We start from the raw sequence: 16,615 nt of genomic DNA on the forward strand, positions 1-16,615 counted from the left end.
GGGCGTATTTTTGACCCAATGAAGGGGCGGCGTTTTACACATTGAGCAGCAGATGTTCCCGTTCCCACGGGGAGATTTCGGTCAGAAAGCCCGAATACTCCATTTCCTTGACCGCCGTGTAGATTTCGCAGAACCGGGGGTGCAGCACTTCGTGGATGGCCTCGCCGCGTTTGAACCGTTCAATGGCCGCCGTCATGTCCCGGGGGATGCCTGCGCGGCTGTCGTAGGCGTCGCCGATGAACTGGGTGTCGGGGTCGATCTGGTGGATCAGGCCGAGGTAGCCGCAGGCCAGGCTGCCCGCGATGGCGAGGTAGGGGTTGCTGTCCATGCCCGCGATCCTGTTTTCGATCCGCTTGCCCTTGGCGTCCGAGACTGGCACCCGCAGCCCCGTGGTCCTGTTGTCCCGGCCCCATTCGAGATTGATCGGTGCGGCGAAATCGGGGACGTAGCGGCGGTAGCTGTTCACGTAAGGGGCCAGCAGGGCGATCACCTCGGGCAGGTGACGTTGCAGCCCCCCGATGAAGTGGGCAAACGCCGGGGTCTCGGTGCCGTCTGCGGTGGCAAAGATGTTGTCGCCCGTGGCGCTGTCCACCACCGAATGGTGGATGTGCATGGCGCTGCCCGGTTGATCCTGGATCGGTTTTGCCATGAAGGTAGCATAGCAATCGTGGCGCAGGGCGGCTTCGCGGATCATGCGTTTGAAGTAGAAGATCTCGTCGGCCAGTTTCACCGGATCGCCGTGGCGCAGGTTCATCTCGATCTGGCCCGAGCCACCCTCTTGCAGGATGCCGTCAATCTCCAGGCCCATGGCCTCGGCGAAGTCATAGATGTCGTCGATCACGGGGCCGTATTCGTCCACAGCGGACATGGAGTAGGCCTGGCGTGCGGCAGCCGGCCTGCCGGACCGCCCGATGGGGGGACGACGGGCTGGCGCGGGTCGGTGTTGCGGGCGACCAGATAGAACTCCATCTCTGGGGCCACGACCGGGGTCCAGCCGCGTTCGTGATACAGGTCCACCACACGTTTGAGCACATTGCGCGGGGCCACGGGGTAGGGCGCGCCGTCCTTGCCCTTCATGTCGTGGATCACCTGCAACGTCCAATCGGCGGTCCAGGGGGCGGCGCAGGCGGTGTCCCAGTCCGGTTCCAGCACCATGTCAGGCTCCAGAAACGGCTCGTCCCCGTCGTCGGCCCAATCGCCAGTGATGGTCTGCTGAAAGATAGAGGAGGGCAGGTAGAAATGGGTCTGCTTGGCGAACTTGCCCGCAGGCATGGCCTTGCCCCGCGCGATGCCGGACAAGTCCGCGACGACGCATTCCACCTCGTCCAGCTTGCGCCCCTGAAGGTAGTCCTGCGCGTGATCGGGCAGGGAGGTGATCCAGTCTTGGGTGTGGTCAGGCATGTGTTTTGGCCTTTAGGGTGAGAGCAAGGCGGTCCGCCATGGCAGCGCGGTCCAGGGGCGCGTCGGCATGGGCCAGGGCCGCATCGATGCGGTCGTCCTCGTAGTCGAGGGTGCCGCGCCGGGTGCGGGCATAGTCGGCCACAATCGCGCCCGAGAATTCGGGGTGCGGCTGTGTGGTCAGAATGTGGTCGCCGTAGGACAGGATCGCGTAGGGACAGTGATCGTTGCCCCCCAGCACCCTTGCGTCCGGTGGAAGGTCGGTCACTTGGTCTTGATGCCATGCGTTCAGGGCGATGGAACCTTGGTCGGTCTCGTAGGTTTGGCGCCCAAGACCCCATCCCTTGGGCGACTTTTCAACCCGCCCGCCGAGGGCCTGGGCAATGATCTGGTGGCCAAAGCAGATGCCGATCATGGGGATCCGGGCGGCATGGGTGGCGCGGATGAATTCTTCCAGCGGCGGAATGAAGGCATGGTCCTCGTAGGCGCCATGTTTGGACCCAGTAATCAGCCACCCCTGTTGGCTGTGAGGGCTGTCTGGGAACACCATGTTTTCAACATCATAGCTTGTAAATTCAAAGGCATGGTCCGCGAAAAGCCTCTGGAACATATGGTCGAAATCGCCGTGGGTCTGGGCGATATCGGGCGTGGTATGGCCGCACTGCAGGATGCCGATGCGCATGAGGACTCCCCCTGATTTGGCGCGACGGTACGCCTGCGCGCATGCCGGGACAAGTCCTGCTTTCACGGGATCGGGGGTATCAACGCGCCTAACTGCGGGTCGGGTTTTTGGGGTATTTTCAACCCGATGAAGCAGGCAGATCGCGCCAACAGGGCAGTGTGTCGCCCGGGGCAGGGCTCGCGGCATGCACCCCGCGCGCAATGGCGCGGGCCAGCGTGCAGGCGGCAGCGTGGCCAAGGCGCAGCGGGTCCCAAACTGGGTCGGGCAGGGGGCGTGCGCCGGTGCTGGCCGCAAAGATCAGGTCCCCGTCCATGGGCGTATGCGCCGGTATCAGGGCACGGGCCATGCCATCGTGGGCTGTGGTGGCAAGGCGCTGGCATTGCGCTTGGGTCAGATCCGCGTCCGTTGCGATGATGGCGATGGTCGTGGCCTCGCCCATCCGTTTCTCGGGGGCGGGTTCGTGGGCCGGGTCCGGCATTGCGGGGCCAAGGCCACCGAACTCCGCCCCAAATTCCCACGGGGCGGCGTAGAACTGGCGCCCTTGGGTGGCACTGCCGAGCGCGTTGACGGCCACCAGCGCGCCTACGGTGATGCCGTTGTCCAGCGTGGTGGAGGCCGTGCCGAGCCCGCCTTTCAACGTGGCCGTTGTGGCCCCTGTGCCCGCGCCGACGGTGCCCACGGGGCAGGTGGGAGCGGCGGCGGCAAGGGCGGCTTGGCCGAGGGATTTGTAGGGGTTGTCGCCCCACGCTTTGTCACCGCCGTTCAGCAGGTCAAACAGGATCGCACCGGGCACAATCGGCACCTTTTGCCCGCCCACGTCAAAGCCACGGCCCATGGCGCGCAGGGCGTCTGCCACCCCGGAGGCGGCATCAAGGCCAAAGGCGGAACCGCCGGAAAGTGTAATGGCATCAACCTGTTGCACCATCTTGTCGGGGGCCAGCAGGTCGGTCTCCCGCGTGCCGGGGGCGCCGCCCATGATGTGCACGGCGGCGGTGAAGGGCGTGTCGCCCACCACAACCGTGCAACCGGATTTCAACCGGTCATCTTGTGCGTGACCAACGCGCAGCCCCAATATATCGGTGATGGAATTGGTGGGGCCGGGCTTCATGGCAGGGCTGCTCTGGTGATGGTAGCTGGGAAAGTACCAACTTTTTCAAGGTGTTGAGTGGGCGCGATGGGGCCGCCGGACGCGGGCAGGAACGCCACAAGGGTGCCTTGGGGCGTGGCCTCTAGGGTTTGGATGGCTTTGGGGGTTAACCATTGGGCCAAACGGGGCGCAAAGGGGCGAAACAGGACCTCGATGTGGTCGAAATCCAACTGGCTCGAATGATCTAAAAGATGTGCGAAAACAAGAGGTTGGCTGGCGAAATCGCCGCTCATGAAGTGGATGTCGCAGGCTAGTTTCACGTCAGATACACCGCCCGCCGTCAACCTCTAGGCCGACACCGGTGATCATGCTAGCCTCGTCCGAACACAGAAAACATGCAGCGTTTCCAAGGTCTTGCGGGGTCGAGAAGCGCCCCAAGGGGATGGTGGACAGGAACTGCGCGCGCCGCTCGGGCGTGTCTTCGCCCATGAAGCTGGCCAGCAAGGGGGTGTCACCGGCGACCGGATTGAGGCAATTCACCCGTATGTTGTGGGGGGCAAGCTCTACGGCCATAGTTCTTGTGGCTGTGATCATCCAACCCTTGGAGGCGTTATACCAGTTCAGATTGGGCCGCGGGGAGACGCCAGCGGTGCTGGCCACGTTCAGGATATTGCCGTAACCTCTTGATTTCATGTGGGGAACCACGACGCGGGCCGACAGGTAAACGGATTTGGCATTGACGGCGAGGACGCGGTCAAAATCGGCTTCGGAAATATCTTCGAGGGGGCCGGGCATATGGGTGACGCCTGCGTTGTTCACGAGTATGTCCAGATGGCCCCATTCTTGCGTGATCTGGTCCAGAAGGGACGTCCAATACTCGCCCTTGGCGACATCGGCGCGGGCGTGTATCCCGTTGATCTCGTGGGCTATTTCAGCGGCGCCCTCGGCGTTCAGATCGGCCACGAGGACCCGCGCGCCCTCGGCCGCGAACTTGCGCGCGATCCCTGCGCCAAAGCCCGATGCGCCCCCTGTGACGATGGCTGTTTTACCGTCTAATCGCATGTGAAATCCCCCTTATACGCAGCATCAGTATGGTCCCCTTTTCCGCCGTGTTAAAGGAAATTTCGATTGCGTTAATTCGCGTATTTTCGGGCGGTTTTGGCCCGAGTTTGGCGCAAAACAGCGCCGCGACCCGTGCATGAACCCGCACGGGTCGGCCAAAACCCGTGCACGATCCGGCGCAGGTCGGATTTCCCGGCGTACGCATAGGCGCAAAACCCTTGGGCCGTTAAGGATTTCGCGCAGGCGTTTACCAAGTGTTAGGATTTAGCGCTGGGATCCGAGGCTTTTGGTGTGACAAAGGTTTTCGTGTCGGTCTTTCTGATCGGCTTTCCATTATTCTTGGTGCTTTGGTTTTTGGCCCGGCGGCGGGCCAAGGCGGCGGAGGTGGCGCGGGCAGGTGCGAGGCGGCGATTGCGAACACGCGGTGGAACAACGTCGTGGCGATGGAGCGACGGGTTCTAGCAGCGGCCAAGGCGATCAACAAAGAAAACACCTCGATGGGGTTGGAGATTGCGGACAACTTTGTCGTGATGAAAATCGAAGAGCTGCGCCTGACCCATGAGTATCGAGAGCAGCAGAAGGCGGAACGCGAAGAGCGGGTCGAGATGAAGCGTGCGGAACGCGAAGAAGCGCGTCTTGTGGCCGAAGCCGTCAAGGCCGAGAAGGCAGAGACCGAATACCAACGGCTGTTGGACAAGGCGCGGCAAGAGGCGGGCGGTGATGTGCAAACCGATGAAATGCGCGCCCGAATCGCAGACCTTGAGGCCAAGCTGGAGGCTGCGGACAGTGAGGCAGAACGCGCCCGCGCCATGGCCGAGATGACCAAGTCCGGCTATGTCTATGTGATTTCAAATGTCGGGTCCTTTGGTGAGGAGATCGTCAAGATTGGTCTGACCCGGCGGGTTGATCCACTGGACCGTGTGAAGGAATTGGGCGATGCCTCTGTCCCGTTTGGCTTTGATGTACACGCGATGATCTACAGTGACGAAGCCCCGGCGTTGGAACGGGCGTTGCACACGGAATTTGCGAGTGAACGGGTCAATATGTCCAACATGCGCAAGGCGTTTTTCCGCGTCTCGTTGGAGGCCGTTGAAGATGCGGTGGAGCGATTGGCCCCGGAGGCGTCCTTTTTCAAGGATCGAGAGGCGCAGGAATGGTTCGAGACCATGGCGCGGCGCAACGCCATCCTGCGGGACGTGGCACCCGATCGGTTGCCCGACATGATCTAGTGCCGCGCCCGCCTACCCCCGCGTGGCGCGGTGCATAGGCCAGAAGGCGAGGGCCGCGCCCAGCAGGCCTCCGAAGTAGGTCGCGTCGTGCATGGCACCTGCGCGGACGTAGTGTTCGGGGTTGACCGTGGCGGGGATCGTGAAGGGCAGGTCGAGGTCGAAGGCCATCGCCGCCATGCCCACCGCCAGCCCGCCAAAGGCCGCCATGGTGGCCACCAGGATCACCGTGCCGATCGCGCCCAGGCCCCCGGCCCACAGGGCGCTGCCCGTGGCCGCGCGCACCAAACCATAGAGCATCACGGGCACCCCCGCGATCAGGCCCATCCACCAGCTGGCCTGCCAGCCCACGAGGGCCGCTCCGACGCGCGGGGGGCTGTCACCTGCGATGTCGAACTGGGCGAATTTGAAGCCGGTGAAGTACTCTGGCCCGATGGAGTAGCTGAGTTGGTTGTGCAGCGCGCCGAACAGCCCTGCGGCCAGAACCGACAGGGCCAGCAGCAGGGGGAGGGTGGCGATCTTGGACATGTGTCTGCTCCGGCTGACAGGATTGATGTCCAGTATGCCTGCTAGCCGTGGTGTGCCGCAACCGTCTTGAGGGTGGAAAAGCCGTAGAGGGCCTCGAACCCCTTTTCGCGGCCGTGGCCCGATTTGCCGACCCCGCCGAAGGGCAGCTCCACGCCGCCTGCGGCCCCGTAGTTGTTCAGGAACACCTGGCCCGCCTTGATCGCGCGGGCCAGCCGCATCTGCCGCGCCCCGTCCCGGGTCCAGACGCCCGCCACAAGGCCGTATTCCGTGCCGTTGGCGATGGCGATGGCCTCGGCCTCGGTGTCGAAGGGGATGATGACCTGCACGGGGCCGAAGATTTCCTGCTGGGCCAGGGGGTGGTCGGGTGGCACATCGGCCAGCAGGGTGGGGGCGATGTAGGCGCCGCCCTCGGGCAGGGTGTCGGGCAGGGGGGCGGTGGCGGCGATGCGCAGGTCGTGGGCTTGGGCAAGGAAGCCCTCGACGATCTGTTTCTGGCGCTGGCTGACGAGGGGGCCCACGGCTGCGTCTTGGGTCGCCGGGGCGATGGTCAGGGCGCGGTAGCGGTCGGCCATGCGGGCCACTACGTCGTCATAAATGCCCCGCTGCACCAGGATGCGCGAAGCCGCCGAGCAGGTCTGGCCCGCGTTCTGGATGCCCGCGTTCACAAGGAACGGCAGGGCCGCGTCGAGGTCCGCGTCGTCAAACACCAGTTGCGGGGATTTGCCCCCCAGTTCCAGCGTGACGGGGGCGACGTTGCGGGCCGCCCCCTCTTGGATCATCTGGCCCGTGGCCACGGACCCGGTGAACGACATGTGGTGCACGCCGGGGTGGGTGGTCAGGGCCGCCCCCGCCTCGGCCCCCAGACCGGGGATGATGTTCAGGGCACCGGGGGGAAGCCCGCCTCTTGCGCCAGATGGCCGATGGCCAGCGCCGTGAGGGCGGCGTCCTCGGCGGGTTTCAGGACGCAGGCGTTGCCCATGGCGAGGGCCGCGCCGACGCTGCGCCCGATGATCTGCATGGGGTAGTTCCACGGCACGATGTGGCCCGTGACGCCGTGCGGCTCCCGCAATGTGTAGACGGTGAAGCCGTTTTGAAAGGGGATCGTTTCGCCGGTGATTTTGTCGGCGGCCCCGGCGTAGAATTCGCAGTAACGGGCAAGGGCGATGACGTCGTTGCGGGCCTGGGTCAGGGGTTTGCCCACATCCGTCGCCTCCAGCAGGGTCAGTTGGTCGGCGCGATCGAGAACCAGTTGCCCCAGTCTGCCCAGCAGTCGGCCCCGATCCAATGCTGGCAGCTGGCCCCAATCGCCGTCGAGGGCGGCTTGGGCGGCGGTAACGGCGGCGTCCACGTCCGCCGCGCTGGCGCGGGGGATGCGCGCGACCTCGGTGCCATGGCTGGGGTCGATGACGGGGTGCGTTTGATCGGGGGGGGCCATTGGCCACCGATCAGCATTTGGGCGGGGTCGAACCAGAGGGCGGTTTGGAAGGTCATGGGCGTGGTCCTTTTGGCGGGTGGGGAGGGGCCTCTGCCCCCCGGCCTTTGGCCGGATTGATTTATGAGAGGGGGCTCTGCCCCCGGCCTTTGGCCTCCCCCGAGGGTATTTGTGGAACAATGAGGGGCGGTAGGGTGGGATTTATCCCACCGTCCCGGTGCGGGTCCAGTGGGGCGGGATGCGCGGCGCGGCGGCGATCAGGGTTTTGGTGTAGTTGTGGGACGGGGATTGAAAGACTTGTTCCGTGGCGCCCTCCTCGACGATTTTGCCCGACTGCATGACCATCACCCGGTCGGTGATGGCGCGCACCACCGTCAGGTCGTGGGAGATGAACAGGTAGGCCAGCCCGTGACGTTGTTGCAGATCCTCCAACAGGGCAAGGATCTGTGCACGCACGCGGACATCGAGGGCCGAGACCGCCTCGTCCAGGATCAGGACGTCGGGCTTGGTGATCAGGGCGCGGGCGATGGCGATGCGCTGGCGCTGGCCACCGGAAAAGGCGTGGGGGTATTTGGCGGCGTCCTGTGGCGACAGGCCCACGTCCGTCAGGGCCGTGGCCACCCGGGCCTGCCAGTCCGCCGGGCGCCCGGTCAGGTGGAAGGGTTCGGCAATCAGGTCGCGCACCCGCCAGCGGGGGTTGAAGCTGCCGTAGGGGTCCTGAAACACCACCTGTGCGCGGGCCCGTGCGGCGGCGGGCATCTGGGGCGACACCGGGGTGTCGAACAGGTGGATCGTGCCCCCTTGGGTGGGGTCAAGGCCCAGCAGTGCGCGGGTCAGTGTGGATTTCCCGCACCCGGATTCCCCCACAAGGCCCAGGCTCTCCCCCTTGTGGAGGGTGAAAGAGACGCCGTCCACCGCCGTCACCGGAGCCGCGCGCCGCAGGCCTTGGCGCGCGCCGGGATACTGGCGGATGACGCCCCGCGCGGTCAGGACCGGGGCGTGGGGCACCTGTCGCGCGGGGCGCGGGGCGGGGGTGGAGGCCGCCAGCAACGCCCGCGTATAGGGGTGTGCCATGGTGCGGAACAGCGCTTCGGTCGTGCCGGTTTCCACCACCGCGCCGTCCTTCATCACCGCCACCCGGTCCGCCATGCCTGCCACCACGCCCAGATCATGGGTGATCAGCAACAGGGCCATGCCCTCTGCCCGGACAAGGTCGCCCAGCAGGTCGAGGATCTGCGCCTGTGTCGTCACGTCCAGCGCCGTGGTCGGTTCATCCGCGATCAACAGGCGCGGGCGCAGGGCGATGGCCATCGCGATGCAGACCCTCTGACGCTGACCGCCCGACAGCTCGTGGGGGTAGCGGTCCATGGCGATGTGGGGCAGGCCCACGCGGTCGAGCCGGTCGCGGGCCGTGGCCAAGGCCGCGCGCGCGGTGCCGCGGCGATGGATGCGGATGGTCTCGGCCACCTGGGCGCCAATGGTTTTCACGGGGTTCAGGGCGGTCATGGGTTCCTGAAAGATCATGCCGATGTCCTGGCCGCGCAGGGCGCAATACGCGGCGTCCGTCAGGCCCGTCAGGTCGCGTCCGTCCAGCGTGACTGTGCCGGTTGTGGTGGACCCGGGCGGCAACAGGCCCATCAGGGCGAGGGCGGTCATGGATTTGCCCGACCCGGATTCGCCCACCAGCCCCAGCACCTGCCCCGGGGCAATCGTCAGGTCCACGTCGTGCAGGATCGGCGTGCCGTGGATCGACAGGGACAAGCGGTCCAGGGCGATCATTGCGCCACCCGTCGCAGGCGCGGGTCCAGCGCATCGCGCAGCCCGTCGCCCAGCAGGTTCAGCCCCAGCACCAGCAGCACAATCGCCAAGCCCGGCAGGATGGCCAGCTGCGGCTCGGTATAGATCATGGTCTGGGCGTCCGCCAGCATCCGCCCCCAGCTGGCGGTGGGGGGCTGGGCGCCCAGACCCACGTAGGACAGGGCGGCCTCGGCCAGAATGCCAAGGCTGAACTGGATGGTGCCCTGCACGATCAGCAGGTTGGCGATGTTGGGCAGGATGTGTTGTGCGCTGATCCGCGCGCGGCCCTTGCCCGCCACCCGGGCGGCCAGCACGTAGTCCAGCGTCCACAGGGGCAACGCCCCCCGGGCCACGCGCGCGAACACGGGGATGTTGAAGATGCCGATGGCCAGGATCGCGTTGAAGGCGGAGGGGCCGAACACGGCGGTAATAAGGATCGCAATGACCAACGACGGGAAGGCAAAGATCAGGTCGTTGCCGCGCATGATCACCTCGTCCAGCAGGGACCCGCGCGCGGCCGCCGCCGCCAGCCCCAGGGGCACGCCGAACACGATGCCGATGCCCACCGCCACCAGGGCAACGGCGATCGAGGTCTGGGCCCCCTCCATCAACATCGACAGCATGTCCCGGCCAAAGTGGTCCGTGCCCAAGGGGTGCCCGGCAGAGGGGGGCAGCAGGCGTTGCGAGATGTCCAGAACGGTCGTGTCGTGGGGCACCCACACCAGCGAGACCAGCGCGCCCAGCAGTGCCAGCGCCGCAAGGGCGGCCCCGATGATCAGGGGAATGCGCTTCATGGGCGGCGCAACCTCGGGTCAGCGGCGGCATAGGCCAGATCCACCAAAAACGTCACCAAGATCACCGCAAACACCAGCAGCATGGTGACCGATTGCACCACGATCAGGTCGCGCTGTGTGATGCCTTGGAAAATCAAGCGCCCCAACCCGGGCAGAAAGAACACGTTTTCAATGATGATCGCGCCTGCCAGCAGAAAGCTGAATTGCAGCCCCAGGATCGTCAGGACCGGGATCGCGGCGTTGCGCAGGGTGTGGCGCAGGGTGACCTGGGCGCGCGACAGACCCTTGGCCCGCGCCGTGCGCACGTAATCGGCGTCCATCGTGTCCAACAGGGCCGAGCGCAGCACGCGGGCCAGGATCGACGCCTGGGGCAGGGCCAGGGCGATGGCAGGCAGGGTCAGGGACTTCATTGCGGCCAAGGGATCGTCCCAGCCGGCGAACCCTCCGGCCGAAAACCAGCGCAGGTTCACCGCAAAGACCAGCACCAGCAACATGGCGAACCAGAAGTTCGGGATGGCGATGCCCAGCTGCGTGCCCCCCATCACTCCCCAGTCGGCCAGACTGCCCCGGGTGCTGGCCGCCAGCAGGCCCACGGGCACCGCGATCAGGGTCGACAGCAACAGCGCATAAAGAGCCAGGGGCGCGGACACTGCAATCCGGTCCGCCACCAGATCGGCCACGGGCACACGGTAGGTGTAGGACGTCCCCAAATCCCCCGTCAGCATCCCAGCGACCCAGCCGCCATAGCGCTCCAACATCCCGCCCGACAACCCCAGCTCCGCGCGCAGGGCCGCGATCGCCTCCTCCGAGGCATTCAACCCCAACATGAACGCCGCCGGGTCGCCCGGCACCACTTGCAACATGGCGAAAATCACCACGCTTGCCACCCAAAGGGACAGGCCAAGGGACACCGCGCGTCGAAGGACAAACCATATCATGGGCAAAGGCTACCCCTATGGGACGTCCGGGGAAAGGGGGCGCGGAGCGATAGACTCCACCCCAAACGCACCCGGCCCCCAACCCCGGCCATCCCGCGCGCCCCCGCTTCATTGGGTCAAAAATACCCCAACACACCGCCCGCAACAGGCGCGCCACCGGCATGATGCGATAGGGTCCAACAGGGCCAAGGGGGTCCGGGGCGCAGCCCCGGCGCCGCGACGCGCGTCAGCGCGGCGCAATCACTCCATGGACCGGCGGATCCGGCGCACGATGGCCCAGACCCCCAGCACCACGGGCAGAACCGCAATGGCAAACACCCACTCCTTGGTCAGCCCGACCCGGGACGCCACCGGATAGACGAAGGACGCCACAAGGTTCAGGGCGTAGTAGCTGATGGCCACGACGGACAGCCCCTCCACGGTCTTTTGCAGACGCAGCTGCAGGGCGGCGCGCTCGTCCATGCTTTCCAGCAGCTTCTGGTTCTGCTCTGACCGTTCCACGTTGACCCGGGTGGACAGCAGGTCGCCCGCGCGGCGCGCCCGCTCGGCCATGGTTTCCATCCGGCGCTCTACGGACACACAGGTGCGCATGGCAGGCTCGAACCGGCGCATCATGAACTCTGCCAGGGTCTGGCGGCCCATGAACCGATCCTCGCGCAGGACCTCGATCCGTTGCTTGACCAGCGCCGCATAGGCCCCGCGCGCCCCAAAGCGAAAGGCGTTGCGGGCCAGCATCGTCTCCAACTCCGAGGCGATTTCCAGCAGACCGTCCAGGGTTTCCTCGGACTTCGCGCCGCCCCCGCGCATGTTGCCCACCAGATCCGACAGCTGTTGGTCCATATCCCCCAGCGTGCCCCCAAGGGCCCGCACGCGTGGAAGGGTCAGCATGGCCATGGATTTATAGGTCTCGATCTCGCACAGGCGCTGCACGATGCGGCCCACCCGGCTGCGCCCGGTGTCGGCGCGGGTGAAGACGGCGAACCGCATGTGCCCGCCGGAATCAATGCGGAAATCCCCCGCGACAATGGCCGACCCGTCCAGAACGTAACTACAGGCAAGGCTTTCGGGCACGAACCAGTCCTGGACCCGTTTCACCACATCTTCCTCGCCGCCCGGCAGGGGTTCGATCCGGATCAGGGCAGAGGTGATCCGCACGCCGGGGGCGGTGGCCAGCCAATCCTCGGGAAAGACGTCAAAGCCGTCCGCATCATAGGGCCGGCCTTCGGGGATCGGGGCAAAGATGGTGTAGGTCACAAACTCCGTATGGCTTTCCCACTTCAGCATGTGCTTGCCCAACTGCCCGAAGAAGTGCGTGGCGTCCGGGGCCGGGTGATCCGCGCCGAACCGGTCCAGCAGGTCCACAAGGTGGGCCCGGTCGAGGGAGCGGTCACGGTTGGCGGCGTCTACGGGTTGCTTGATCGCCAGATAGGCGGCCTGACACGGGGTCTCGAGGGCCGGGAAGGGGCGGGCGTGCAGCTCGTTCGCAAGGGCATAGCGGTTGGGGTGATCAACAAGGGGTGGCATGGCGAAAGGGTCCAATGCAAAAGTTCTTTCCCCATCAGCTAGCGCGGAAAAGCTAAGGCATAAAGGTATTTAGCGGAATACTTCGGTATGCTGTCTTTGTCAGCGCTATCATCCTTGCGCGTGGTGCATATCTGCCGTGCATTTGCGGCGCGCGGGTCGGAATCTTTGGCGGTTTGGGGCTGAAAAGGCCCTTTGACGGGTGGTGAATCGGCCATTCTTTCGTCATATGTCGCCGCGTGGGCCTTGTGCCTAATTTCGTTTCGTCTGCAATTTGCCTGCGACCGGGGGGCCGATTGTTCAACTTTTGTGCACGGAGTAAACCCGTGCCAATGGCGCGCGGCCTTGGGTCGTGCGCGGTGTCAGAAGGGGAAAGCTCGTGAAAATCGGAGCACCAAAAGAGACTTATGAGGGCGAGGCGCGGGTCGCGATCACGCCTGATTCAGCTCTGCAATTGCAAAAGCTGGGATATGACGTCGCGGTTGAAACCAAGGCCGGGGCGGCTGCGGGCTTTACCGACGCCGCCTACGAGGCTGCGGGCGTCGAGATCGTGAAAACAGGCGCCGCCCTGTTCAAAGAGGTGGACGTGGTTGCCAAGGTGCGCCCCCCAAGCGAGGCCGAGGCCAAGCGTCTGCGCCAGGGGCAGTTGTTGATCAGCTTCTTCTATCCCGCCGCCAACGAGGCGCTGATGGAATTGGCCAAGTCCAAGGGCGCGAATGTCATCGCCATGGACATGGTGCCGCGTATCTCCCGCGCGCAGAAAATGGACGCCCTGTCGTCCATGGCCAATATCGCAGGCTACCGTGCTGTGATCGAGGCGGGCAACAACTTTGGCCGCTTCTTCACCGGTCAAGTGACCGCCGCCGGTAAGGTGCCACCTGCCAAGGTTCTGGTTGTGGGCGCTGGCGTGGCCGGTCTGGCCGCCATCGGAACCTCCACGTCCCTGGGTGCGATCACCTATGCCTTTGACGTGCGCCCCGAAGTGGCCGAGCAGGTCGAGAGCATGGGCGCGGAATTCGTCTTCCTCGATTTCGAAGAGGAGCAACAAGACGGTGCCGCCACCGGTGGTTACGCCGCTGTCTCCTCGCCCGAGTTCGCCGCCGCACAGTTGGCCAAGTTCCGGGAGCTGGCCCCCGACATGGACATCGTCATCACCACGGCGCTGATCCCCAACCGCGAAGCGCCCGAGCTGTGGACCAAGGACATGGTGGACGCCATGAAGCCCGGGTCCGTGATCGTGGACCTTGCGGCGGAAAAGGGTGGCAACTGCAAGCTGACGGTGATGGATGAAAAGATCGTCACCGACAACGGTGTGACGATCATCGGCTACACCGACTTCCCCAGCCGGATGGCGCAGCAGTCGTCGAACCTGTACGGCAACAACATCCGCCACATGATGTCCGACCTGACCCCCGAAAAGGACGGTCAAGTCGTGCACAACATGGAAGACGACGTGATCCGGGGCGCGACCATCGCGTATCAAGGCGAGATCACCTTCCCGCCCCCTCCCCAAAGGTCGCGGCCATTGCCGCCAAGCCCAAGGAAGTGGTGCCAGAGAAGACCCCCGAAGAGAAACGCGCCGAAGAGGTCGCGGCCTTCAAGGCGCAGACCAAGCAGCAGGTCATCCTGCTGGGCGCGGGCGGTGCGCTGCTGCTGGGGCTGGGCATGATCCCGGGCATGCCCGCCAGCTTCATGCAGCACTTCATCGTGTTCCTGCTGTCGGTGTTCATCGGGTTCCAGGTGATCTGGAACGTGGCACACTCGCTGCACACGCCGCTGATGGCGGTGACCAATGCGATCTCGTCCATCGTGATCCTTGGCGCGCTGATCCAGGTGGGGTCCAGCAGTTACCTGATCACCCTGCTGGCTGCCCTTGGCATCTTCATGTGTGCCGTCAACATCTTTGGCGGCTTCCTCGTGACACGGCGCATGCTCGCCATGTTCCAGAAATCGTAAGGAGACGAGGATTATGGAATTCGGATTTACGATTGCGGCCTATGCGGTCGCGGCAGTCCTCTTCATCCTGAGCCTCGGCGGTTTGTCGGGACAGGAAAGCGCCAAGCGCGCCGTGTGGTACGGCATTGTCGGCATGGGTCTGGCGGTTGCCGCCACCCTGATCGGCCCTGCATCCGGCCTGTGGTTCATCAGCCTCGTGTTGATGGCGATGGGGGGCTTTGTGGGCTACCAACTGGCCACCAAGGTCGAAATGACCCAGATGCCGGAACTGGTTGCCATCATGCACTCCCTCGTCGGTCTGGCGGCGGTCTTTGTGGGCTTCAACGCCGACATCATGATCAACGCCATGTCCGCGCTTTATGCAGAAAACGGTGGGGTGCTGGGGGCCGTGGGTCCCGATGGCTACACCGCCATTGGCCTGCCGAAAGAGGCCTATGACGGCCTGTCCACCTTTGGCGCGCTGATTGCCAAGAAATCCGCCGTCGAGATCGGCATCCTGCGGGTGGAACTGGTGCTGGGCATCTGGATCGGTGCCGTGACCTTCACAGGGTCCGTCATCGCCTATGGCAAGCTGGCGGGCAAGATCGACAGTGGTGCGAACAAGCTGCCCGGGGGGCACATGCTGAACATCGCGGCGGCTGCCGGGTCGGTTCTGTTTGCTGCCATGTATCTGGGCGGTGCCGGGTCCTGGACGCTGGTTCTGCTGACACTGCTGGCGCTGTTCATCGGCTATCACCTGATCAACGGTATCGGCGGGGCGGACATGCCCGTGGTGGTGTCCATGCTGAACTCGTACTCGGGTTGGGCAGCGGCGGCCATTGGCTTTAGCCTTGGCAATGACCTGCTGATCGTGGTGGGCGCGCTTGTGGGCTCCTCCGGGGCGATCCTGTCCTACATCATGTGTAAGGCGATGAACCGGTCGTTCGTGTCCGTGATCCTGGGTGGCTTCGGTGGCCCGGCGGGCGAACAGATGGCTGTGGAGGGTGAACAAGTCGCCATCGACAGCGACGGCGTGGCCGCGGCCTTGAACGAGGCCGACAGCGTGGTCATCATCCCCGGCTACGGCATGGCGGTGGCCCAGGCCCAAACGGCGGTGGCCGAACTGGTCCGCAAGCTGCGCGCCCAGGGCAAAGAGGTGCGTTTTGCGATCCACCCCGTTGCCGGTCGTCTGCCCGGGCACATGAACGTGCTGCTGGCCGAGGCCAAGGTGCCCTACGACATCGTGCTGGAGATGGACGAGATCAACGACGATTTCCCCGATACGGACGTCGCCATCGTGATCGGGTCCAACGACATCGTGAACCCCGCCGCCCAAGAGGACCCCAACAGCCCCATCGCCGGTATGCCGGTGCTGGAATGCTGGAAGGCGAAACAGGTGTTCGTGTCCAAGCGCGGTCAGGGCACCGGGTATTCGGGCATCGAGAACCCGCTGTTCTACAAAGAGAACACGCGCATGTTCTACGGCGACGCCAAGAAGTCGCTGGACGAGTTGTTGCCCAAGATCGACTAGGGGGCGGTGGGACAAGTCCCACCCTACCGACACACGAAAAAACGCCCCGCCCGTTGGTGGGGCGTTTTTGTTTGGGTATTTGGGACCCAATGAAGACGGGGGTCAGTTGCGAAATTGCCCGGGCGGCATTTGCAGGCTGATCCGCTCGACCCGGTTGGGGGGCTGCCCGCGTCCGCGCAGTTTGCCGGTGTTGCGGCGATCCGTGCCTCGGTCGGGGCGACGGCGAAGAAGCTGAGGTCCGTCAGGACCGTGCGCCCATCGAACTGGATCTCGGCCTCTTTGATGCGGCGCTGTTCGATTTGGCGCAATTGGGCGTTGGTATAGGCAATGGTGCCACAAATCAGGATGGCGTTGTTCGGCCCGGCCACGGGGGTCCAGCGCAGGGTGTAGCCGCCCGGCAAGCCCGTCCATTTGGATTTGATTTCGTTGAAATCGTCGGTCACGGGGACCTGCTGCACCACGCGGCTGTCTGCCTGGGTCGCGGGATCGCCCGTGGGTGTGCAGGCCGCAAGGCCTACGGCAAGGCCTGCCGCAAGGTAGGGGAGTATGTGTGGCATGGGATCTCCTTTCGGGTTTGGTCAGCATGCATGGTAGCGGCCACGGCATCGCTTGCAACAGGCACTTGCGCGGCAGGGGGGCGGGGCGCTAACGGTTTGCGGCACATCCTTTGCCGTGAGAGACGCC

Annotated in this window: 12 protein-coding genes and 3 pseudogenes; 3 read left to right on the forward strand and 12 right to left on the reverse strand. The window is 64.9% G+C overall.

The window, feature by feature from the left end; all coding sequences use genetic code 11:
* Positions 1 to 34: 34 nt before the first annotated feature.
* From ACZ1G0_RS04685 to ACZ1G0_RS04705, 5 genes and pseudogenes are all read right to left on the reverse strand, one after another.
* A pseudogene (locus ACZ1G0_RS04685) lies at positions 35 to 1,401 on the reverse strand (glutamine synthetase family protein).
* Positions 1,394 to 2,080, reverse strand: coding sequence for a type 1 glutamine amidotransferase (locus ACZ1G0_RS04690; RefSeq protein WP_472735884.1), 687 nt, complete (start codon positions 2,078 to 2,080; stop codon positions 1,394 to 1,396). Before ACZ1G0_RS04690 ends, ACZ1G0_RS04685 begins: the two are co-directional and overlap by 8 nt.
* 118 nt (positions 2,081 to 2,198) lie before the next feature.
* Positions 2,199 to 3,188, reverse strand: coding sequence for a P1 family peptidase (locus ACZ1G0_RS04695; RefSeq protein WP_472735885.1), 990 nt, complete (start codon positions 3,186 to 3,188; stop codon positions 2,199 to 2,201).
* Positions 3,185 to 3,397: a hypothetical protein gene (locus ACZ1G0_RS04700; protein WP_472735886.1), complete on the reverse strand. Its 213-nt coding sequence runs from the start codon at positions 3,395 to 3,397 to the stop codon at positions 3,185 to 3,187. The genes ACZ1G0_RS04695 and ACZ1G0_RS04700 overlap by 4 nt, the downstream gene beginning before the upstream one ends.
* Positions 3,398 to 3,488: 91 nt before the next feature.
* On the reverse strand, positions 3,489 to 4,229 hold the full coding sequence (locus ACZ1G0_RS04705) for an SDR family oxidoreductase (RefSeq protein WP_472735887.1): 741 nt from the start codon (positions 4,227 to 4,229) through the stop codon (positions 3,489 to 3,491).
* A 347-nt stretch (positions 4,230 to 4,576) separates the two neighbouring features.
* On the opposite strand from ACZ1G0_RS04705, the gene ACZ1G0_RS04710 reads away from it, so the two are divergent.
* Positions 4,577 to 5,458 (forward strand): SNIPE associated domain-containing protein, encoded by an 882-nt coding sequence (locus tag ACZ1G0_RS04710; RefSeq protein ID WP_472735888.1) that lies wholly within the window; start codon positions 4,577 to 4,579, stop codon positions 5,456 to 5,458.
* 12 nt (positions 5,459 to 5,470) lie between these two features.
* Here ACZ1G0_RS04710 and ACZ1G0_RS04715 read toward each other — a convergent pair whose 3' ends face one another.
* The 6 genes and pseudogenes from ACZ1G0_RS04715 to ACZ1G0_RS04740 all read right to left on the reverse strand — a co-directional run bounded on the left by ACZ1G0_RS04715 (position 5,471) and on the right by ACZ1G0_RS04740 (position 12,468).
* Positions 5,471 to 5,983 (reverse strand): hypothetical protein, encoded by a 513-nt coding sequence (locus ACZ1G0_RS04715; protein WP_472735889.1) that lies wholly within the window; start codon positions 5,981 to 5,983, stop codon positions 5,471 to 5,473.
* Positions 5,984 to 6,024: 41 nt separating this feature from the next.
* Positions 6,025 to 7,474, reverse strand: a pseudogene (locus tag ACZ1G0_RS04720) (aldehyde dehydrogenase family protein).
* Positions 7,475 to 7,616: 142 nt separating this feature from the next.
* Positions 7,617 to 9,194 (reverse strand): ABC transporter ATP-binding protein, encoded by a 1,578-nt coding sequence (locus ACZ1G0_RS04725; RefSeq protein WP_472735890.1) that lies wholly within the window; start codon positions 9,192 to 9,194, stop codon positions 7,617 to 7,619.
* Positions 9,191 to 10,006, reverse strand: coding sequence for an ABC transporter permease (locus ACZ1G0_RS04730; RefSeq protein WP_472735891.1), 816 nt, complete (start codon positions 10,004 to 10,006; stop codon positions 9,191 to 9,193). The genes ACZ1G0_RS04725 and ACZ1G0_RS04730 overlap by 4 nt, the downstream gene beginning before the upstream one ends.
* Positions 10,003 to 10,944, reverse strand: a complete 942-nt coding sequence (locus ACZ1G0_RS04735) for an ABC transporter permease (protein ID WP_472735892.1) — start codon at positions 10,942 to 10,944, stop codon at positions 10,003 to 10,005. Before ACZ1G0_RS04735 ends, ACZ1G0_RS04730 begins: the two co-directional genes overlap by 4 nt.
* Before the next feature lie 240 nt (positions 10,945 to 11,184).
* Entirely contained in the window at positions 11,185 to 12,468 is a 1,284-nt protein-coding gene (locus tag ACZ1G0_RS04740; protein ID WP_472735893.1) for a DUF3422 family protein, read from the reverse strand.
* A gap of 376 nt (positions 12,469 to 12,844) precedes the next feature.
* Here ACZ1G0_RS04740 and ACZ1G0_RS04745 point away from each other — a divergent pair.
* Positions 12,845 to 14,421, forward strand: a pseudogene (locus ACZ1G0_RS04745) (Re/Si-specific NAD(P)(+) transhydrogenase subunit alpha).
* Positions 14,422 to 14,434: 13 nt separating this feature from the next.
* Positions 14,435 to 15,931 (forward strand): NAD(P)(+) transhydrogenase (Re/Si-specific) subunit beta, encoded by a 1,497-nt coding sequence (locus ACZ1G0_RS04750; protein ID WP_472735894.1) that lies wholly within the window; start codon positions 14,435 to 14,437, stop codon positions 15,929 to 15,931.
* Positions 15,932 to 15,954: 23 nt separating this feature from the next.
* Here the strand turns inward: ACZ1G0_RS04750 and ACZ1G0_RS04755 are convergent, their stop codons facing one another.
* A complete protein-coding gene (locus tag ACZ1G0_RS04755) occupies positions 15,955 to 16,488 on the reverse strand; it encodes a hypothetical protein (protein ID WP_472735895.1) in 534 nt (177 codons plus the stop codon).
* Positions 16,489 to 16,615: the final 127 nt, after the last annotated feature.

The sequence above is a fragment of the Thalassobacter sp. HA4-2 genome (assembly GCF_055693705.1).